The organism is Lactobacillus sp. UMNPBX6 (genome assembly GCF_002553975.1).
Taxonomy (GTDB): Bacteria; Bacillota; Bacilli; order Lactobacillales; family Lactobacillaceae; genus Lactobacillus; species Lactobacillus gallinarum.
The window spans coordinates 1-20577 of record NZ_PCZD01000019.1 but is presented as its reverse complement, the minus strand read 5'-3'; the positions used below and the strand labels follow the sequence as shown (position 1 = coordinate 20577).

18 protein-coding genes and 1 pseudogene are annotated in these 20577 nt (G+C 38.1%); 4 read left to right on the top strand and 15 right to left on the bottom strand.

Translation table 11 applies throughout. The annotated features are described in order from the left end of the window. Positions 1-3: 3 nt before the first annotated feature. The 13 genes from CP357_RS04650 to pnuC all read right to left on the bottom strand — a co-directional run bounded on the left by CP357_RS04650 (position 4) and on the right by pnuC (position 13530). Positions 4-576, bottom strand: a complete 573-nt coding sequence (locus CP357_RS04650) for a TetR/AcrR family transcriptional regulator (RefSeq protein WP_098036662.1) — start codon at positions 574-576, stop codon at positions 4-6. 128 nt (positions 577-704) lie between these two features. Then, the gene (locus CP357_RS04645; protein ID WP_098036661.1) at positions 705-1661 is read right to left on the bottom strand and encodes a serine hydrolase; all 957 of its coding nucleotides are present in this window, start codon (positions 1659-1661) and stop codon (positions 705-707) included. A gap of 12 nt (positions 1662-1673) precedes the next feature. Continuing rightward, positions 1674-2591 carry a magnesium transporter CorA family protein gene (locus tag CP357_RS04640; RefSeq protein ID WP_098036660.1) on the bottom strand — a complete coding sequence of 306 codons (918 nt, stop codon included), beginning with the start codon at positions 2589-2591 and terminating at the stop codon, positions 1674-1676. A gap of 138 nt (positions 2592-2729) precedes the next feature. Continuing rightward, positions 2730-4034: an extracellular solute-binding protein gene (locus CP357_RS04635; protein WP_087235742.1), complete on the bottom strand. Its 1305-nt coding sequence runs from the start codon at positions 4032-4034 to the stop codon at positions 2730-2732. A gap of 53 nt (positions 4035-4087) precedes the next feature. Beyond that, positions 4088-5383 carry an MBL fold metallo-hydrolase gene (locus tag CP357_RS04630; protein ID WP_087235743.1) on the bottom strand — a complete coding sequence of 432 codons (1296 nt, stop codon included), beginning with the start codon at positions 5381-5383 and terminating at the stop codon, positions 4088-4090. Next, positions 5367-6191, bottom strand: a complete 825-nt coding sequence (locus tag CP357_RS04625; protein WP_013438528.1) for a carbohydrate ABC transporter permease — start codon at positions 6189-6191, stop codon at positions 5367-5369. The genes CP357_RS04630 and CP357_RS04625 overlap by 17 nt, the downstream gene beginning before the upstream one ends. A gap of 3 nt (positions 6192-6194) precedes the next feature. Beyond that, the gene (locus CP357_RS04620) at positions 6195-7061 is read right to left on the bottom strand and encodes a carbohydrate ABC transporter permease (RefSeq protein ID WP_025006297.1); all 867 of its coding nucleotides are present in this window, start codon (positions 7059-7061) and stop codon (positions 6195-6197) included. Continuing rightward, a complete protein-coding gene (locus CP357_RS04615) occupies positions 7061-8146 on the bottom strand; it encodes an ABC transporter ATP-binding protein (RefSeq protein WP_098036659.1) in 1086 nt (361 codons plus the stop codon). The genes CP357_RS04620 and CP357_RS04615 overlap by 1 nt, the downstream gene beginning before the upstream one ends. A 253-nt stretch (positions 8147-8399) precedes the next feature. Beyond that, a complete protein-coding gene (locus tag CP357_RS04610) occupies positions 8400-9827 on the bottom strand; it encodes a C69 family dipeptidase (protein ID WP_098036658.1) in 1428 nt (475 codons plus the stop codon). 37 nt (positions 9828-9864) lie between these two features. After that, positions 9865-10722: a DNA/RNA non-specific endonuclease gene (locus CP357_RS04605; RefSeq protein WP_056945475.1), complete on the bottom strand. Its 858-nt coding sequence runs from the start codon at positions 10720-10722 to the stop codon at positions 9865-9867. Positions 10723-10814: 92 nt separating this feature from the next. Further along, positions 10815-11768: an exonuclease domain-containing protein gene (locus CP357_RS04600; RefSeq protein ID WP_098036657.1), complete on the bottom strand. Its 954-nt coding sequence runs from the start codon at positions 11766-11768 to the stop codon at positions 10815-10817. An 8-nt stretch (positions 11769-11776) separates the two neighbouring features. Then, the gene (locus CP357_RS04595) at positions 11777-12577 is read right to left on the bottom strand and encodes a Sir2 family NAD-dependent protein deacetylase (RefSeq protein ID WP_098036656.1); all 801 of its coding nucleotides are present in this window, start codon (positions 12575-12577) and stop codon (positions 11777-11779) included. A 212-nt stretch (positions 12578-12789) separates the two neighbouring features. Next, a complete protein-coding gene (pnuC, locus tag CP357_RS04585) occupies positions 12790-13530 on the bottom strand; it encodes a nicotinamide riboside transporter PnuC (RefSeq protein ID WP_098036655.1) in 741 nt (246 codons plus the stop codon). 339 nt (positions 13531-13869) lie between these two features. Between pnuC and CP357_RS04580 the strand changes: the two genes are divergently transcribed. After that, positions 13870-16092 carry an LPXTG cell wall anchor domain-containing protein gene (locus tag CP357_RS04580; RefSeq protein WP_098036654.1) on the top strand — a complete coding sequence of 741 codons (2223 nt, stop codon included), beginning with the start codon at positions 13870-13872 and terminating at the stop codon, positions 16090-16092. A gap of 126 nt (positions 16093-16218) precedes the next feature. Beyond that, a complete protein-coding gene (locus tag CP357_RS04575; RefSeq protein ID WP_098036653.1) occupies positions 16219-16548 on the top strand; it encodes a hypothetical protein in 330 nt (109 codons plus the stop codon). A 2-nt stretch (positions 16549-16550) separates the two neighbouring features. On the opposite strand, the gene CP357_RS04570 is transcribed toward CP357_RS04575, so the two are convergent. Together CP357_RS04570 and CP357_RS04565 are read right to left on the bottom strand one after the other, a co-directional pair. Continuing rightward, entirely contained in the window at positions 16551-17294 is a 744-nt protein-coding gene (locus CP357_RS04570; protein ID WP_098036652.1) for a PAS domain-containing protein, read from the bottom strand. A 158-nt stretch (positions 17295-17452) separates the two neighbouring features. Then, positions 17453-19057, bottom strand: a complete 1605-nt coding sequence (locus tag CP357_RS04565; RefSeq protein WP_098036651.1) for an ABC transporter ATP-binding protein — start codon at positions 19055-19057, stop codon at positions 17453-17455. 117 nt (positions 19058-19174) lie between these two features. Between CP357_RS04565 and CP357_RS04560 the strand changes: the two genes are divergently transcribed. Both CP357_RS04560 and CP357_RS04555 read left to right on the top strand, forming a co-directional pair. Continuing rightward, positions 19175-20089: a prolyl aminopeptidase gene (locus CP357_RS04560; RefSeq protein ID WP_003627833.1), complete on the top strand. Its 915-nt coding sequence runs from the start codon at positions 19175-19177 to the stop codon at positions 20087-20089. Between the two features lie 88 nt (positions 20090-20177). Continuing rightward, positions 20178-20528, top strand: a pseudogene (locus tag CP357_RS04555) (adenosine deaminase); the annotation flags it as partial. Positions 20529-20577: the final 49 nt, after the last annotated feature.

Sequence of the window (20577 nt, the reverse complement as noted above, 5' to 3'; positions counted from 1 at the left end):
TTCCTATTTCCTTCCTATTTGTAATTCAGGTACTGGTTCTACAAGTCGCAGAATCATCTCATGATAATTACGATTAGATTCATCCTTTGTTTCATCAACAAATGAAGAAGAATTATCCAAAAAAACGTAACCCAATACAGCGCCAATTAAAGCATGGAACGAAATGGCACTTTCTTTTCTAAAATTAAGCCTCTCGCCCAATTTTATCAGATCCAAAATTTCTTGGCTAATTGCCGCATCCTTGGGATATTCATTCAAGTGATACAAAATGCTTGATAAAGCCTGGTCACTCAATAAAAAATCCCGCACCGTATCAGCAAACTTAAGCAATGCATCCCTGCCAGACAAGCCAATCAAGTCATCCATTAATTGATGCCGCAAAATTTTAATCTCCCTTGCACCAACTAAAGATAATAATTGCTTGCGACCAGATACATAATGATATAGCGACTGCGAGCGCACATTTAATGCCTTTGCCAAAGCTGGTAAAGTTGTAGCACTCAACCCCTTTTCACTAATCAACTTAGTTGCTTGATCAATTATTTTATCCAAATCAAGATTTCTCTTTTGTGCCATAACGTCCCTCCTTTTCCTAGCATACTAGATAATATATCACTACAATTTGAAGATTACAATCTACAATGTGTAAATAAATGCTTTTTCTAATAAAAAAATAATGAAGCCCTTTTCAAGCTTCATTATCTTTATTTCTTATTATGTTTTTTATCAAACCAGGTGTTAACATTCTTTTCTAACTTATTAAAGTTCTTATTGTTGCTGCTCCAAACAGCTATACAGTAATTTCCTCTGCCTTGAACAATTGCCGTAGCAAAATCATTATCACCTGTAGCATAGACACCACCAGTGATGCCTTTAACCATCTTGATTCGCTCTTTTGACTTAGCTAAAGCACTCAAGACCCTGCTGGCATATTGTCGATTCAAGACCCGTCCTTGATAAAGACCAATCATGGTTTTAGCTAAATCATTAGCAGTAGTTTTACCATAATTATCGCCATTAAAGTTCTTGGCAATAGTAGTCTGGTCAGCTCCCATTCTTTTAGCAACTGATTCAATATTTTTAATGCCAATTTTTCTTATCAAAGCATTGGAAGCCGTCTTATTATTCTTCAACATAGCTTCACGCAAGTAGGCAAGGCCATAAGCCATATTAACTTGGAACATGCCATCGCCCTTAGCTTTATCTGCTTTTTTAATTTTAACAGCAGTTTTAGATCCCATCTTACCCTTTTGCTCTTGTTCATAAAGTGCAATCAACAAGAACAATTTCATGACATCTTTAGCGTCATGGGCTTTGGCAGTATTAGATACAACGGCATAGCGACTAGAATTATTCAAATCTTGCACGGCAACTTGATAACTATCATCAAGTCCCATCACATTCTTAATCAACTTAACCAGTTGTTTATTACTACCGCTTTTAGCCTTAACATGATTCGAGTATTCAATCGAATTAACTTTAGGTTCTTTAACCTTTTTTACTTTTGGCTCTTTAGTTTTCTTTTTGCTTTTCTTAACTTTGCTAGTTGTCGGTCCCACGATCTTCAATTGTGCATTTTCAACTCGTCGCATGTTGCTCGTATACAAGATGAATGCCAACAGAGTAGAAATAATCGAACCTACCAATATTTTATGTTTCATAAGATTTCCTCTTTAAAAGAAGTGATGCTTTTTCATCAAAACGACCAGCCATACCATTAAGACGACCATCAAGACAATAATTAAAATCCAGTCAAACGAATTCTTTAAAATAGGTAAACTAACATTCATTCCGTAGAACCCTGTCAAAATAGTTGGAATCGTTAATACCAGTGACCAGACCGTCAAAAATTTCATGGTATCGTTCAAGTTATTGTTCATCATGTTATTTGAGGTAGCCGACAGCGTCTTGGTGACTTGTTGTGAAATCTGAACCATTTCTGCAGACTGGCTTGACTCAATGAGAACGTCATCAAGTCTTTCACGCGCATCCTTAGTAAAGTCTAATTTGCTATGGTCCAAACTGTGAAGCGTCATCAAATCTGTTTGAATTGAACTGGATAAATAAACTAAACTTTTTTCAATATTAGATAATTCAACCAGATCTTTATTATTAATATCATCAGATAATTTCTGATCCAGACTATTACGCTCAACATCCAATTGAGTCACAGCACGCTGGAAATATTGTGATGAATAAAGGAAGAAGAGCATTAACAGCTCTGTTACATCTTTAGCCTCCGAAAGCCGTTCACGCATGTGTTCATCATTGAATTCATCAAAAACATAGCTAGTTGATTCCGTATGGAAAGTAAAGACATTTTCACCAACAACTAAGAAAGTGATTGGGTGTGAAGTGAAATGTTTAATTGTATTAGTTGGCCAAATAGGTACATCATAAACTAACAGGTGACTATGCGTATGCACATCATAGTCATAGTGAGGACGTTCGTGACGGTCGGAAATATAAGAAATAATATCCGGGGTAAAATTGAAGTCTCTTTGCAATTTCTCACTATCTTCTTCACTTAAGTTGTTGATGTCGTACCACTTATATTTTGTTGGTACGGGGAAATTTTGTTGTCTAATCAACCAGCTCACCTCTACTTTTTATTCGCTTCTTAAATGTTAACATTTTTTCTAAGCACATAGGAACTGCAAACTTATTATTTCCATCAAAAAAAGCAGACCCAGCACGGTCTGCTTTAAAAAATTATTTGCTATTTAGTTTTATTGCTTCCAAGCAGCATCAAACTTTTGCTTACCAGCGTTAATTTGGCTGTTAACATTTTGACCCTTTTGTGCTGCGGACAAGATGTTTTGCATAATGCTGTTCAATTGTTGGTATGCAGCGTTTGAGTTCTTTGAAACAGGAACACTGTACAAGTGCTTCATTGAGTCTTCAAGTTTAGCAGGAAGCTTGGTGCTCTTGTTGTTCTTGTATTCGCTTGAGGTTACAACGCTTTCGTTAACTGGAATGTAACCAGTAGCATTAGCCCACTTAAGTTGACTTGACTTAGATACCAAGAACTTAATGTACTTAAATGCGGCTGCCTTTTGATCAGCAGTTGCGTGGTTGAACATGTAAATGTCAGTACCTTGTTGCATAGTGTACTTGCCAGGACGTGGAGCAACGTCGTAAGTGAACTTGTTGCCTACACCTTGCTTAACGAAACCTTCACCTGCTGAAGTACCGATGAACATAGCAACCTTTTCGTTAGCAAATGGACCTGAAAGGTAGTGTTCTGAACCAGCTACTCTGAAGTAACCCTTCTTGATACCATCTGCGTAGTAGTTAATAACTTTCTTTGAAGCAGCACCACTGAAGTTAACCTTGTCTGAGAAGTTAACGCCTTCGTTCTTCAAGCCAAGAGTGTAGTAGTTTGAAAGTGAGTCAAAACCAGCACCTACAACTTTGTGATTACTCTTCTTGTAAATAGTTTCTGACACTTGCTTAAGTTCGTCCATAGTGGTTGGAACTTTCTTAATGCCATACTTCTTGAACATGTCAGCGTTATAAGTCAAAGTTTCGATTGACTTGTTAAACGGAATACCATATTGGGTACCCTTGATCTTAGCACCGTCAAGAAGTTCGGTTCTAATACCGGATGCCTTAGCACTACCCCAACCAACATTCTTGTTGTTGATGTATGGAGTCATGTTTACAAGCATCTTGTTTTGTGCAGCATTCCAAAGCCAGCCTGGATATGCTTGGGTGATAGTTGGCAAGTTGTTTGGTGATTGCAAAGTTGAGTTAATCTTAGCTTGCAAATCATTGTAATCACCTTGGTTTTCCAACTTAACATTAATCTTTGGGTTCTTCTTTTCGAATTCGTTAGTCAATTGCTTCAAAGTAGAACCTTGTACACCAGGCATAGCGTTCCAAAATACAACTGTAGTCTTCTTAGTAATCTTTGATGGGATCTTTTCTGATGAACTTGATGAAGAGTTGCTACCGCCATTTGAACAAGCGGCAGTTCCTACTAAGGCTAAAGCAGCAACGGCAGCCATAGCAAGTTTCTTACTAAACTTCATTTGGATAAATCCTCCTAAAAAATAAAACTAAACAACAATAATCTTTAATTTTACTAAAGCGTGACTGTTTGACCACGCTTAGGTAAAATACGTTCTCCAAATGGATTCTCTTCCAGCTCCGGATGCAATGTGTGCACCGGTACCAAAATAGCTGGCTGAATCCCACCAATTATTTCTTTGAGTTCTTTTTCATCGGCGTGGCCTGAGCAACGCAATGCAATGAACTCAATTTTATTTTTAGCGAATTGCTCTACAAATGGCTTGTAGGCAGGGTCAAAGTCACCCAATGGCTCGGCATTTGAGTGGATGTAAAGGCCGCCCACTTGAAGCTTATCATAATCGCTTACAGCTTGCCACAAGTATTTATGATTATCCGCCAAAAGCTCGTCATAGCTGACTTCAAGCTCTGGATTCAAATCAGAATACTTCTTGTCTTCTGGCAAGTAGTAATATGGATAATCTTCGTTAAGACTGTCCTTAATCAAATGCGCACGCTTAGCATGCAAAACCACCTTACGTGGAGAATCAGAAACAATTCTAAGCAAACGCTCCACGTTAGTTGGGTAAGTGTTAAAGGTGATTTGGCGATCAGGGTGGGCGTTTTGCAAGCGCACGATTTTTTCAGTTAACTCCACTTCGTTCTTAGGACCAGTGAATTCTTCGCTGCTTTCATCGTGCTTTTCTTCTGGCCAAGAAACGCCAGTACCCTCAATGATCAACATATCGCTAGCTTTGGCCGCTTGCATGAAGGCACGAACCCAATCTGGGTGGTAGCCATGCAAACGAATATCACCAGTGTAGGCGATTTGCTTGTCCGGTGTCTTAACTAGTAAGCCAGTTGCACCGTAAGCATCGTGGTCACTAGGATATATTTCCAAGGTAATATCTCCCACCTTGATCGGCTTCTTATACTCAGCCGCAATGATTGGACGAGTGTAGTTCTTCTCGTGTCCAGCGGCTGGTAAAAGAAAGTCGCCATTTTCATTCAAAGCAGGAAGTAAATGAGCAGTAATTGGACCTGCATAAAGTGAAATTTCAGGTGCAAGCAAGTTTAGGGCCTTGCTGTGGTCCAAGTGTAAGTGTGAAATGTAAGCTGCAGAGTGTTCCCAGCGTTCAGTATCGATTGGCTTGCCCGTAATTTTTGGATCGTAAAAATTAGGCACATCCCCAATCAACTGATTTTTAATCAAAGTTTGGTAACTTTCATCTGGCAGCTTTAACTCAGGACGATATACTTCGCCTAAGTCAAACAGAACGTGTGACTTGTTATAAGCCACTTCGATCATTGGTCCACCAATTGTGGTTAAACCGTTATAAAAGGTAACGGTTGTTTTATCCTTTAAGGTCATTACGTACTACTCCTCGAATAATTTGCTTTCTAAAGATGAAGTATAAGATCAAGATTGGCAAAACGGTTAATGTAGCAGCTGCTAATTGCAATTGCGTTTCACTACCTGCATCTGAAGCAAATGAAGTTAAACCGTTGTTCAACAGTCTCATGCTGTCTTCATTGGTTACCAATAATGGCCATAGGAATGAATTCCAACCTGAAATGAAGCTCAAAAGCGCTACAGTGAACAAACCACCTTTAGACATTGGTACCAAAATTCTCCAGATGTATTCCCAGTCGCTAGCCCCGTCAATCATCGCAGCCTTGTAGATTGTTTGTGAAATTGAGCCGAAGTAGCTTTGTAAGTAGTACATGTAGAAAATTGAAGTCAAGAATGGTAATACCAAACCGATGTAGGTGTTAAGTAAGCCCATTCTGGCAATGGTGTTGTAGTTAGTGAAGATGATTGCTTCACCTGGCACCATCAAGAGTGACAAAAGAACGACTTGTACAACGCCCTTACCCTTGAACTTCAAGTTAACCATGGCAAAAGCACCAAGAAGTGCGTTAAACAAACTTACGATAGTCGTTACACTAGCCGTAATAAAGGTGTTTAAAAAGTAACGAGCAAATGGTGCTTGGGCAAAGACCTTAGCATAGTTTGACCATTCAAAGTGCTTAGGAATTAATGTTGGCGGAATCGTTGTTGTTTCTCTAAAACTCATTAGTCCGCCCAAAATCATGTAAACAAATGGAAAGACAGTAATAATCGCAAAGATTGCTAAAACGATGTAAGCAACTAAAGCACCCCAACGAATCTTCTTCATTTTTTACCGTCCCCCAATCTTTTTCATCATCTTACGTTGTAAGAAGGTTACGAACATAATGATGAGGAATAAAATTACCGTTGCGGCCATCGCTACACCTGGCGTACCTACAATTTGGAATTTGTTATAAATGTAGAACACTGCCGTTGTAGCTGAGTTTCCGACACCTGCTTGTCCGTTGAACAATGCATATACGGAAGTATAAATCTTGAATGCCGCAATAATGTTCATCGTCAATAAGAAGGCGATCGTTGGTACAAGTTGTGGCATAGTAATACGCCAGAACCTTTCGGTACCGGTTGCGCCGTACATATCGGCAATAGTGTAGTAGTTTGGATCAATGTTACGAAGAGCACCCATCAAGATAACGATGTTAAAGGCAAGTGATGTCCAAACACCAAAGATAATGATGGTTGTCAGTGACATTGATGGATCATCAATCCAGTTAGGAGCTGGCAAATGAAGTGCTCTTAATAGGAAGTTAAGCATCCCGTATTCACCATTAAAGATGTAACGGAACACGATACCAATCGCAATGGTTGAAGTAACGTAAGGCATAAAGAAAGTCGTTTCAAAGAATGACTTGTGCTTTACCTTACTGAAAATAAACCATGCGAGCATAATTGAAATAGCTAATGCTACAGGCACCGAAATTAGCGCATAAAGAATGGTGTTTCTAATTGCGCGCCAAAATTCGGGATCACTAAAGATATATTGATAGTTGCTAAAGCCAGTCCAGTTCAAATTGATTAATGGACCGCTTTGGAAACTCATTACAAATGCCCGTAAAATTGGGTAAATACTAAAGAAAGTAACAAAAATGATTGTTGGCGCTAAAAAAAGCCAAGCCTTCTTTTGATTGCTCCTCATTAGTAGACACGCTCTCCTTCCTTAGTAAAGAGGAATACGCGATCAAGGCGCATCTTTAAGTTAACGTTGTCTCCCCTCTTAATTTGGGTTTCAAGGTCAACAAGTGAACGAGCTTGAACGCCATCATGAGTAAATTTCAAAATACGTTCACGGCCGATCAATTCAACGTCGTCGATCTTAGCTGAAACATGGCCAGTTTTGGCTGGCAAAATATTTTCAGGGCGAACAGATAATGTGTATTCGCCATCAGTCAAGTCACGCTTGAAGCGACTTTTATCTAAATCATCTACATTAATTTCAAAGTTTGAGCCGGTAATCTTGCCGTCTTTTACATTAACCTTGAAGTTATCGATTACTGGGTTACCAACGAAGTTAGCAACGAAGTAGTTATTTGGTTCAAGGTAGAAGTTTTGACCCATATCGTCTTGTTGGATCACACCATTGTTGAAGAGGATGATTTTATCACCAATGGATAAGGCTTCTTCTTGGTCATGGGTAACAAATAAAGTAGTGATGCCCACTTTCTTAACCAAGTTACGGATTTCTTCACGAATCTTCAAACGAAGACGTGCATCAAGGTTACTCAATGGTTCGTCCATGAGCAAAATCTTAGGTTGTTGCACCAAGGCACGAGCAATTGCGACACGCTGTTGTTGACCACCTGACAAGTTACCTGGCTTTTGGTTGGCAAGTTCAGTGATTTGCGTGGTTTCCATGTACTTTTCTGCAATCTCCTTAGCCTTGTCTTTAGGCATCTTTTGCTTGCCCACAGTTAAAGGAAACATAACATTTTGAAGGACTGTCATGTGTGGGTATAAAGCGTAGTTCTGGAAAACGTAGCCGATTTGACGATCTTTAGGTGCTACGTTTACGACAGACTTGCTATCAAAGAGAATATCGCCGCTGGTTGGGTTAAGTAAACCAGCAAGCATGTTCAAAATGGTTGTCTTACCACAACCTGAAGGGCCAAGCAAACAAACAAGGTCGCCTTTCTTAACTGAGAAGCTAACGTCCTTGATTGCTTCGTGACCATTGTCGTAAACCTTTTTAAGGTTCTTTACTTCAACAAATTTATCATCATTCATAAGTTTCACACACCACTATATATTGATTTAAGTTTATAAATTTCTCTATTAATTCTAAGCTAAAAGGGCAAAAAGCACAAATGATTCAGTTAAAAAATTCGTGGTTTCTCAGTGTTGATGAAATAAATTTCTCTCAGTATTCGGATTTTGTTCGTATTCAAGCCTTCGCGTTATAATATTTTATTTTTTGTTCGCGTTTTCTAAATGTTGTGGTACGCACCAAAAAAGGTCATGGTTGAACATGACCTATTTTTTATAAATTATCTCCGCGTTCGAATTGATATTTAGAGCTGTTTAATGCTTGTCTTACCAAATCACTCATTAACTTCTTAGTCTTCTTGGTAATCACACCAGCAGTCTCATCATTGGCATTAGTCAAGTACTTGATCAATTCTGTATCTTCAAGATCTTTAGCTTTTTCATCAATAGCGTCAACACGGCTAATAGCATAACTTTGGCAATCGTCACGGTAGGCATTTACTTGATAAATGTATTGGTGGTAACGTGGTTCAACGATTACTTGCAAAGTCTTGTAAAGCCAGTAAGCACTGCTATCAGGATCTACCATGTGTTCAGCCACCTTATAGTTAAGTGGTGTATCTTCAATATTAGTATAGAAAGGAACGTATGGTGAGTATGCGTAAAAGCCCATGTTGATCCATTGAATAGCGGCCATCTTAGCTGGAACATCGTTTCTGATTTGCAAGATGCTTGATTCTTGGTTTCTATCTAAGGCAATAGAACGGAACATCTTTTGTTCTTTTTCTGTGCCAGATGAGAAGGTATCCATTGGATCATATGGGGTGCCGTTGTAGTGACTAGTCAAAAATCTTTGCACGTCTTCAACGCCAATCTTCTTTTCAGGAACGCGAGCAAATGGCATTTCTTGGCTAGTTGGATCTTGTTCAATACTTGGGTTAAACAACTTTTGACCGTACCAAGTTCTTGGGGTGTTGTAGAAAGCATCAGCTTCATCCTTAGTACCAAAGATGTCTCTGAATGAAAAACTACCATCAGTGCTATTGTTCAAATGATTCTTTTCAACGAATTCTTGAATACCTTCGCTGTACATGAAGTTGTCTGGATCATTAAAGTCAACGTTTTGGATCACCATAATGTTAGGACAAATTGCGTATGAATCATCAGGAACACGAGCTGCTACCCATTGGTGACCTGCACCAGTTTCAAGGTACCAAACTTCTTTGTTGTCTGAAAATGCGATACCGTTGCTTTCACCAGTACCATACTTTTCAATTAAACGACCTAAACGCTTAACACCTTCACGAGCAGTCTTAACGAATGGCAAGGTGATATAAACCATTGAATCTTCATTAATACCATCTTCAACGAGTGGGTCGTGGCCTAAGCAACGTGCATTAGTTGCTTCAGTTTCGGTAGCTGACATGGCAACGTTATATTCGTTAATACCTTGTTCATCCCAACGACCCTCTGAACCGTCCGCAGTTGGAGCAGCAGTCCACTTGCAGCCATCACCTTCAAGATGCATCTTAAAGCCGTTGTATTTTGAAACGTAGTCTTCATCATAGTGGCGTGCTTTGTTGACAACAAAAAGCTTTTCATTGATGCCGCCGTAACCATCTTCGTCACGAGCAATCATAGTTGAGCCATCAATTGAAGCATCTTTACCAACAAGCATCGCGGTACAGTTATCTTTTTTCATGCATGTACTTCCTTTTTTAATCTATATTCAAATTTTGCTATTCATTAACCTGAATTTGTTGATTAACTTTAGCCCTGCCATTATTATAGTTGAATTCATAGCCAGGTTGCACGTTATAAAGATAAACATTGAAATTTAATGAGCCATCAGTAGAAACAGCTTGTAGATTTACCCCTCGTGCCATTAGTTCATTGCCCCTAAAAATTGCGGTTGCCTGGTAAATTACCCGCTTATTTTGACGTAATGCTTTACGCACCTTTGCTTCAAAAATTGTCTGAATTTTTTGATTAGAAAAAGCAGACTGAGTAAACAAATTCTTAGGGTTATTCTGATCACCTGACTGATTACGCGGATTGTAATTACCATCTTGATCAATACCAGCTGAAACAGAATAAGCAATTAAGTGGCCGCGATTATAAATTTGTGTGCCATTTCTACGATTATAGTGCCAGCCAGTGGGCTCTACAAATTGCCGTACTCTCAAACTATCATTAGCCACATTGCGCTTTTCTAAAAATGCAGTGTTAGGACGAGAGGTCCGGTTAAGTGAATCAAGATTAGAATAAATTACACGATTAACCTTCCATGAATTTTTCACTAAAGTTGAGCGGTTGTGATTCACTACAGTAAAAGCTTTATCTCCGCTCTTAAAATTCAAATTAGCTAACTTTTTATAATCAACATCAGACAATCCGCCATAAGCCTTATTCGCTTTAGAAGCATCCCCAATCGTATTGGTTACATGCTGTTCATCATGATTGCCGGTAAAATCTTTCAAAAATTGACTACCACTTGGATCGCCGCCAGCTTTAGTAAAAAGTCCCCATGCGATTGCTATCAGAACAATAACTGATGACAGAACTGTCCCCTGTTTTTTACGTTTTCTTCTTGCCATAAAAATCCTCCATTTATTAAGAAATAATACTAATTCAAACATCAGTTTGCAATAGAACAAAAGAAAAAAGCCATCTTTTTTCAAGATAGCTTTTAACTACGGGCCCAATCATCAAGCATTGATAAAAAGAAACTCTCTGATAAACGCTTAATCTTAGCTCCATCTTTAATCAATAAACGCGCTCTATTCAAGTCATCATTATCTTTTCTAAAGAAATCATGATCACCCATAATCAAATAATTCGTAGTATTTTCTACATTTTGATCAATTTGACCACCCATATTGTTAATCATTTTTTCCGCATCGTGCTGATACATGTGTAAATTACCAGATAAAACAATATTTTTATCTTGAACAGGATTACGGAACCCAAGTTGGTAACAATCAACTTCATCCCCAGTTAAATCGACATTCTTAATTTTGCCAATTGCCTGCTCTAATAAATCCTCCGTAAAATGCTGATTAAAGTCGTTATACACCTTAACTGTATCAAGAGAATCTGCCAAGCCGTGGTGCTGTTCTACTTGAGCAATTCCCGCACGCTGCATGCAGTCAATCAAACGATTATGCTGGCGCGGATAATATACTCTTGCTAGGCGAAGCACATCGACATAATCATTATTTAAAACTGGCAAGTTGTACTTTTGACTAAGATCATATAAGAAGTTCAAGTCAAAGTTAACATTATAACCAATAATGATGTCATCACTGATAAACTCACGAAATTCCTTAATTGCCTGTTCTGCAGGAATTCCTTCATTAACTAACTGTTCTTCAGTAATTCCGTTTAATTTAGTAATAAAAGCAGGAACTTTATTATTTTTAGGGAATTTTACTAAATTAGTGTATTGATCAACAATTTGACCATTTCTCACTTTTACCCCACCGAGTTCGGTAATCCGATCACGGAAAGGACTAAGACCAGTTGTTTCAATATCAAGCATTGTGTAATTAGACAAAAAGTCTGGTTTTTCTTGTCCCTTTTGCCGGAGTTTATCTTGTGCACCATCTACATGCAAAACCCCGTTTTTTACGTAAATACTCATCGTTCACCCTATTTAGTTAAATTCATCAACATATCACGCGAGCTAGTTGCAAAGCCTGCTGATCTCTTCTTCAAATCATCTGGCATGTCTTCATCAGCCAAATCAGCTGCTACATACTTCCAATGGTTAAATTGTTCTACCAATTTAACCATTGGATCAAGAAGCTGTGGACTAGTCTCATCGACGCCAAGCTCTAAAACTACAACTTTCTTGTCTTCATTACCAGTTAAAAACCAACGAAAACGAGTATTAGCATCTGTATCAGGGAAGAAGTTAGCATTAAGCGGCATGTGCAACTCCATTGGACTGTTGCAATCTTCACATTTTGGCACTTCACCTTCACCCACTAAAAATTTTTTGACTACTTCACGATCATCTTTTTGTCCATGGTTAATACCACTAGAACATTGCATTCTGGTCCAATCGCCAAAGACATTGAAAATGTGATTCTCATTAAAACCAGCGTTTTCAAAAAAGTGAGCAAAAGTACTAGTTGCAATAAAGTATTCCTTATCTTGCAAAAGTTTCTTTAAAGCTTGCATCGTTTCACCAGGTTCGTATTGAAGAGAATATTCATTCACCAATTCACTCCAAAAACTCCATTGTTCACTCCAAGATTCGAATTTCTTATCAAGGGCATCCCCAATTGTATGCACATCGTATTTGTCGGCAATTTTGCCAAACTGGTCATCGAAGTTTTCTTCACTTAAGATGTCCAATCCTTCTTCTTTAGCCATGCCATTACCTGCAGTAATGATCACTGCATCCGCATCTTTAATCCATTCTTTTACCTTAGTAAAATCTGCCATCTTTATCTCTTTTCTTATTTAGAATAACCGGTCAAACGTAATTGTCCATCGATGTATTCACCTAAGAACACATCATTGATTCCATTATAACCTGCAGCTTGTACTTCTTGCTCAAGCCATGCTTTTCATCCTGATTTTCTTATTCTTCAACTTTTTGTTTAATTCTACCATAATAAAAAAGCAGCGTTTTTTGCGCTGCTTTTTAAATCTTATTATTTAGAAATTTCTTTAAGCCCAGCATGACGACGTCCCATGTTAAACCAAGGTGAAACAGTAAATGCCAAAACATCATTAATGACATAAATCAATGAGTTGATAGCCATAGCCAAGTTGGCATCACCTTGTGCGTAAGTGATTCCCCAAAGAACAAGTTGAAAGATACCACTTGCAGTCCACCAGAAGTATTGGTTGTTGTAACGCATGAAGCACATAATTCCGGCAGTAAGTGAAATAGCAAAACTGATAGCATCAACCCAAGGACGTGGATCATTAGTGAACTTACCAATTAAGTAACCAGAAACCACATAAACAAGCAAGGTACCAACGATGGCGATTAACCATTCTTTTGAGCCAAATTTTCTCAAATGGTTCTTAGTATCATTATTCCATGACTTTACTGACAAAATAACTGGTAAGTCCAAAGTTGCAATATAAGCAATTTGTTCAAAGATGGAAAGATAATTCTTAGCTGACCAACCTGCATAAATAAAGCAAGCTGCTGATACTAATCCTAACCATCCATTAATTGCCTTAGTAGCATTAATTGCCAATACACAAAGCGTACCTAATAAAGTACCAATAAAAGTAATTAAAGTTACGCTGGTAACCTTAGCTTGAATAAGTAATGCTAATTGAAAACCAAAAGCAAAAAACCATAAACAATAATTTTGTATTGGCCATCCCTTTAATTGATTAAATAGCCAAACGAAATAATTCTCGTGTTCTCTTTCCATCTACACAAACTCCTTTAAATTTAGGTTCACAAAACACAACATTTTGTGCCTTATCCGCTTTTTCCTAATAAAAGCATCGATATATATTGTAATCGAATTAAGCATTTTATACAATCTTGAATCTTACAAAATATTGTGCTAATAGCACTTAAAGATGTCTATATGTTGTGTTTATGAGAAAAATTATTAGTTTTGATTTTCATCTATATAAAATCAAATTTGAATACTTAAGAATATATAAAGGTACTCAAAAAGTACTATTCTGGAGTGACACACCATCATATAATATAAGTGTAAATTAGTGACATATTGTCATACTATCCAGATGAGGGTAAAAAAATGTTTAAATCAACAAAATCACAATTTGCAATTAGAAAATTAAGTAAGGGCGCTGTTGCGGTTTTATTGACTTTCGGTATTTTCGCTAACACTACTTCTGGTATCGTGTCAGCTACAGTAAATGATGGTATCGATATAAGCGCTATCGAAATCAGAGGGGGTACAACAGATACTACTGAATCTTCAGTAGAAGATATTACTCCTGAATCCACTACTGAAGTTTCAACTTCAAATGATGATCAATCAACTCCAGTAAATTCAGAAATTACTCAAAATACAGAAACTATTTCTGAAAATACTCAAGCTGAAACTGCCACTGAAATCAACAAAGCTGAAAATACAGCTAAAGAAGAATCAACGGTAGAAAATGCAACTACTAATGATGCAACCGTCACCGAAGATCAAACCACTACTGATAAAACTGAAACTTCTTCTCCAGAAAATACAAATCAAACTGAAACAACTACTAAGAAGCCAACAATTAACGTTGATACTGAAAAAGTAGACAAAGAGGATGAAGAAGAAACAAAAAAATTAGAAGATATTAAAAAATATATCGAGGAAGTAGCTGCAAAACACCCATTGGGAATTGCCGGTATCTTCCACATCTTTGGTAATGAAGTAGATGGTCAAGTGCACATTGCTGGTAATATTGCCGCAGATAAAGTTGGCGCTGGCGATTTTGGCACTAACTCAGGTGCTACCAGCAACTTAACTAATGGTGATATTCACTACATCGGTAGCATTGACCACCTCAATAAAATTAATGGTGACAACAAGTTAGTTATCTTCGGCCCAGACATTGAATACCGTTCATACGAAAATGGTGGCGCTATTCAAGTTAACTTTGGTACTAAGGATGAACCTAAATGGCAAAAAGTTGACATTAAGCACAGCCACATTATTCAAGCTGACAAGCCTTTAGACATTCAAGGTGAGTTAGACAAATTAGGTGAAAAGTCAGACAACTGGGCAGGCCAAAGCCAAACTGAGGGTGTTAAGGCTGACTTCACTGACCACAATAACAGTTGGATCGATGTTTCCGAAGCAATCAAAAATGCCGGTGATAGAAAAGAACCTATTTACGTAACAGTTGATGCTAGTCACATCTCAGGTGATAACAAGCGTAATATCACTATCAAGGGTATCCCTGCTGATGAAAATGCTCCAATCATCATTTTGAATGTTACTAATGTTCAAAACGGAGACTTGACTGTAAAGACACATCTGGTTTTAGAATACTCAGACCAAAACAATGTAAATGGTTCTAGTGAAAAGCATGGTCAAGCTAACAAGTTATTGTGGAACTTTGGTACCAACCTTAACTCATTGAACATTGATGGTGACTGCCACTTAGGCAGTATTCTAGCTTCAAACGCACACATTACTACAAATGTAAACGTGGATGGTAACATCATCGGAGACAAGGTTACTATCAAAGGTGAAAGTCACCGTTGGGACTTAGTTCCACCAATGGAGGAAATTCAGATTTCTGAAGAGCCTAAGCCGGAAAAGCCAACTCCGGAAGACCCAACTCCGGAAGAGCCTAAACCCGAAGAGCCAACTCCGGAAGAGCCTAAACCCGAAGAGCCAACTACACCTCCTACTGATGAAGAACTTCCTCCTAGTGAAGAAGACTTCATCCGCCCACTTCCTGAAGATGTAGTAGACCCTATCGGAGAGGAAGAAGAACCTAAAGAAGAGGAAAAACAAGATGAAGAAGACTTCATTCGTCCGCTTCCTGAAGATGTAGTAGACCCTATCGGAGAGGAAGAAGAACCTAAAGAAGAGGAAAAACAAGATGAAGAAGACTTCATTCGTCCGCTTCCTGAAGATGTAGTAGACCCTATCGGAGAGGAAGAAGAACCTAAAGAAGAGGAAAAACAAGATGAAGAAGACTTCATTCGTCCGCTTCCTGAAGATGTAGTAGACCCTATCGGAGAGGAAGAAGAACCTAAAGAAGAGGAAAAAGAAGACTTCATTCGTCCGTTTCCTGAAAATGTAGTTAAGTCTACAACTAACAAGGTTCAAGAACAACAAAAAGAAGAAAAGGCAACTCCTCAAACAAGCACCAGTACAGTCGTTGAAACATCAACTGAAGAAGAGATCGCTTTGCCAGAAACTGGCGAAAAGCAGAACCCACTTATCTCTATCGGTGCTGTGATGAGCGCAGTTGCAGTGGCTCTTCTCTCACTTGGCCTTATTATCAAAAAGAAGAACTAATTACGAAAATGACTCATCTAAGAGTCGTTTTTTAATTATTTCTAAATAGTGACACTATGTCATTTACAAATCAAAAAATAGTTGATACGATTAATATAATTAATTTAAGAAGCGAGGCTGAATATATTGAAATCAAACATAACAAGTATTCCCAAAAAAGTAGTTAAACGTACTACTTCATTATTTTTATCATTTAGTTCCCCGTCTCTACCTACCAAAAAAATTACGATTAATTATTACGATGCCGAAGGCAATAAAGTTGACTCTCATTCTCTTAATCCAGTCAAGGATAACCGGGTTATCACCAAGGATGCCTTAAGAATCTTAATTGATTTGCATATTCCTCAATATTATAAAATCATGCCATACTTTGCTTATCCAGAAGAAGACATTACTTTAAATAATATTCCTGACGAAATCATGATCGCAGTAAAACCTAGCTGCTTTTCTTTCTAAAATTAATGTTGTGAAGCACCTGAAATAGTGTCAGGCTTTTCTTCAACCTTTTCTTCTTTAGCCGCCTTAGCCTTAGTAGAAGCACCACTGACTGCATCTGGATCAGAATTTCTACGATAAGTTGCACCAGTTGTTGCGTCATCATCAACTACCAATTTTTGACCAGTAGTTTCACAGAAGTACTTAACTAATGGATACAAATCTTGTACCCATTCATAAATACCAGCATAGTTGCCGTTATCATCTTCCACACGCTTATAGTAGTGCAAAACCAACTGTTTTAAGTTACCGGTTGGCACGGGCATATAAACATCATCGTGACCATCTTGCTTTTCACGCAATGCATGAACAACCTTCTTAGCATTAGGAATAACGTCACGTACATCTGGGTGAACTGCACCCATGTTATCCCCAACTTGATCAGGAGTACGCTTAGCTTTCATCTTTGCATTTGGATCGACTGGACGGTTGTACCACAAGAATTGATTATTATCGTCAACAAAGGTCATTTCACCAATCGTATTACGAAGCATCCAATTCAATTGATTTACTGTCAAAAGACCTGAATCAAGCTTAACATAGTCATCACCTTCTGCAGCGTGAACCTTCTTAGCAGCCTTGTCTAACCAGTCAGGATCATTTTTATCGATACCTTCAACTGTATACCTAGACTTTCCTTTTGCTTCAAAGTCTTCTCTTAAATATTCATCAGAATTCATATTGTGTAACCATTTGGGCTCAGCCATAATTTCATCCCCCTAAAAGAATTATCATTGTTACTTTGATTATATAGTGGAAGTGGTTACATTTCAATAAAAGATATCATTTATAGGAATATTCTTTGTGTGAATATCATATATTAAATTATATAAATATTTACATAAAAATAAGGGATTAACACCCCTTACATCTTAGTTTCAACTGTATGCTTATCCAAATGAATAATTACATCAAACATAGCCTTTTCTTCTGGTGATATCTTGTGAGCCACCTCAAGTACAGCTACCTTAGGATTTTTAAGCAAGGTCTTGTGAATATCAAGTGACAGCTTAGGATCAAGCGCACTCGTTGCTTCATCAGCCAGTAAGATTGGTCTGCCAGAAAGCAGCGCACGTGCAATTTCTACTCTTTGAATTTGACCACCTGAAAGTTCACTACCGTTTTCACCGACTTGTTTGTCTAAGCCTTGTTCTTTCACCAGTTCATCAAGTCCTGCTTCATTAATTACTTGCTTCAATTGCTCATCACTAACTTGTCTTCCCAATGTGATGTTAAAGCGAAGTGTATCATCAAACATAAACGGCTTTTGATTGACATAAGAATAATAGTTATGGGCTGCATCCCAATTACCCGTTACGTTCTTATTATTAAGCAAAATCTTACCACCTTGCGGCTTCTTTAATCCAAGAAGCAATCGCAACAAGGTCGTTTTACCCCAACCACTTGGGGCCATGAGCAAGACCTTTTCACCAGGCTTAATCTGCAAGCTTACACCGTCAAAAATACGCTTATGATCGCTATTAGTAACATAAGATAAATCCGCAACTTCCATGCCTTCAAAATGACTGATCTTTTGCTTATCATCTTTCATCACGTGCTGCAAAGCCGTTTGCGTCTTTTCCCACATCGGCACTGTTGATTTAACCTGATTAAATTCATTAAACAGCGTTACGACTGGCGTGATAAAGTTCATCGCCAAGTCGACCATCATAACCAAGGTACCAACCTTTAAGTTGCCTTGCATCATCAATATTCCACCAACAGTACATGGAATAATAAAACAAAAAAGTTCCGCAGCTGAATAAATCAACTCCAGTGCCCATGCCTGCGTCAAAGTCATATTTCTTAACGCATTTTCCATTTGTTGGGCAGCGTTTGCGGCACGCGTTACAATATTTGTTCGCACGTTATAAAGCTTAGTAGCTTGCGCACCATTCAATGAATCAGATACGTGCTGTGTATAATTGGCATTAGTTTTAGCCCAGATCTTGGATTTTTTAGTAATAATTGGACTGGTAATCATTTGCACTAACGCTGGTGCAATTGTCGCTACTAAAAATACTAAAGTCATTTGCCAAGAACTATAAAATGCAAAACTAATCGCACCAAAAAATGATAGTCCTTGAAAAATCATATCTAATTGAGCAGTAACACGATTAGTTTCAATTTGCTTCAAATCGTTGGTCATCAGTGACAAGCCACTCTTAATATCTGGATCCCCCTGATCAACCAGATAGCGCAGGTTAGCTCTCTTCAAAGTCATGTTGACATCACGAATGATTCCCATTTTAACTGTTTCATAAACAAAGTTGCTGGCCATGAAGCACATTTGTCCTAGAGCAGTCAATAAAGCCAGTCTAATCAAATGCATGTAATCATGTGAACCAGATGAAGCCACATTCAACATGATTTGGATCATGTAAGCTACAAAGACAATATTGCAGGCTTTAATTGCAGCCAAAATGGTAAAGCTAATTATTTGGCTTTTTTTAGCATACTTAAGACTCATAAACTCTCCTTTTTTATATACTTGAACCATTATACCCGCATACTTGTCTTTTTCTCAATCTGATACGATAATTAATGTAATACATTCTATTTTTAATAAAGACTGAAAGGAAATTCTATGAAAACTGGTACTAAAATTATTACTTTAGACAACGGTTATCACTTATGGACCAACACTCAAGGTGAAGGTGATATTCATTTATTAGCTCTTCACGGCGGTCCTGGCGGCAACCACGAATACTGGGAAGACACTGCTGAACAATTGAAGAAGCAAGGTCTTAACGTTCAAGTTACCATGTACGATCAATTGGGTTCTCTTTATTCAGATCAACCTGATTATTCTGATCCTGAAATCGCTAAAAAATATTTGACTTACGAATACTTCTTAGATGAAGTTGACGAAGTCCGTGAAAAGCTTGGCCTCGATAACTTTTATTTAATTGGTCAAAGCTGGGGTGGACTTCTTGTTCAAGAATACGCAGTTAAATATGGTCAACATTTAAAGGGTGCCATCATTTCATCCATGGTTGACGAAATTGATGAATACGTTGCTTCAGTTAATAGAAGAAGACAAGAAGTTCTTCCACAGACTGAAATCGACTTTATGCATGAATGCGAAAAGAACAATGACTACGACAACCAACGTTACCAAGATGATGTCCAAATCTTGAACATTAACTTCGTTGACCGTAAGCAACCTTCTAAGCTTTACCACTTGAAGGATATCGGCGGTAGTGCTGTTTACCACGCATTCCAAGGTGATAACGAATTTGTCATCACTGGTAAGTTGAAGGACTGGCACTTCAGAGATCAATTGAAGAACATCAAGGTTCCTACTTTGCTTACCTTTGGTGAAAATGAAACTATGCCGATTTCTACTGCTAAGATTATGCAAAAGGAAATTCCTAACTCACGCTTGGTTACTACTCCAGATGGTGGTCACCACCACATGGTTGATAACCCAGACGTATACTACAAGCACTTAGCTGACTTCATTCGTGAAGTTGAAAACGGCACTTTTAAAGGTGAATAAAGATTGAAAAGAAGTCCAATTTGGGCTTCTTTTTTCTCCCTAATATGCTAGAATTAGAACAATTTAACATATTTAAGGGGATGACAATATGAGGAAACTGATTGATTTACACCTTCACCTAGATGGTTCCGTACCATTTACCACTATCAAAGAGTTAATGACCATCCATGGTCTGCCTACTATTGATGATCAAATTCTGCAGCAAAAACTATCGGTGGGTCCTGACTGCCGTGATTTAAATGAATTTCTGGAGAAATTTACTTTTCCCGTTCATTTAATGCAAACGGCAGCTGATCTGCAACTGATTGTATTTAGTTTGCTAAAAAAAATAAAGAAACAGGGACTGGTTTACGTCGAGATTCGTTTTGCGCCCCAGCTTCATACTGAGCAAGGTCTGACTCAAGAGGAAGTAGTGCGCGCAGCGATTAGCGGCGTCAACTACCCTAGACTGAAGTCTAGGGCTTAGTGGCTCGTTAGCTTACGCTAAC

Bases quoted from the DNA above. Each gene is read 5' to 3' on its own strand.
- CP357_RS04565 (WP_098036651.1), bottom strand. From the start codon at position 19,057: ATGAGTCTTAAGTATGCTAAAAAAAGCCAAATAATTAGCTTTACCATT.
- CP357_RS04600 (WP_098036657.1), bottom strand. From the start codon at position 11,768: ATGAGTATTTACGTAAAAAACGGGGTTTTGCATGTAGATGGTGCACAA.
- CP357_RS04560 (WP_003627833.1), top strand. From the start codon at position 19,175: ATGAAAACTGGTACTAAAATTATTACTTTAGACAACGGTTATCACTTA.
- CP357_RS04620 (WP_025006297.1), bottom strand. From the start codon at position 7,061: ATGAGGAGCAATCAAAAGAAGGCTTGGCTTTTTTTAGCGCCAACAATC.
- CP357_RS04630 (WP_087235743.1), bottom strand. From the start codon at position 5,383: ATGACCTTAAAGGATAAAACAACCGTTACCTTTTATAACGGTTTAACC.
- CP357_RS04650 (WP_098036662.1), bottom strand. From the start codon at position 576: ATGGCACAAAAGAGAAATCTTGATTTGGATAAAATAATTGATCAAGCA.
- CP357_RS04580 (WP_098036654.1), top strand. From the start codon at position 13,870: ATGTTTAAATCAACAAAATCACAATTTGCAATTAGAAAATTAAGTAAG.
- CP357_RS04605 (WP_056945475.1), bottom strand. From the start codon at position 10,722: ATGGCAAGAAGAAAACGTAAAAAACAGGGGACAGTTCTGTCATCAGTT.
- CP357_RS04615 (WP_098036659.1), bottom strand. From the start codon at position 8,146: ATGAATGATGATAAATTTGTTGAAGTAAAGAACCTTAAAAAGGTTTAC.
- CP357_RS04645 (WP_098036661.1), bottom strand. From the start codon at position 1,661: ATGAAACATAAAATATTGGTAGGTTCGATTATTTCTACTCTGTTGGCA.
- CP357_RS04625 (WP_013438528.1), bottom strand. From the start codon at position 6,191: ATGAAGAAGATTCGTTGGGGTGCTTTAGTTGCTTACATCGTTTTAGCA.
- pnuC (WP_098036655.1), bottom strand. From the start codon at position 13,530: ATGGAAAGAGAACACGAGAATTATTTCGTTTGGCTATTTAATCAATTA.
- CP357_RS04595 (WP_098036656.1), bottom strand. From the start codon at position 12,577: ATGGCAGATTTTACTAAGGTAAAAGAATGGATTAAAGATGCGGATGCA.
- CP357_RS04570 (WP_098036652.1), bottom strand. From the start codon at position 17,294: ATGGCTGAGCCCAAATGGTTACACAATATGAATTCTGATGAATATTTA.
- CP357_RS04610 (WP_098036658.1), bottom strand. From the start codon at position 9,827: ATGAAAAAAGATAACTGTACCGCGATGCTTGTTGGTAAAGATGCTTCA.
- CP357_RS04635 (WP_087235742.1), bottom strand. From the start codon at position 4,034: ATGAAGTTTAGTAAGAAACTTGCTATGGCTGCCGTTGCTGCTTTAGCC.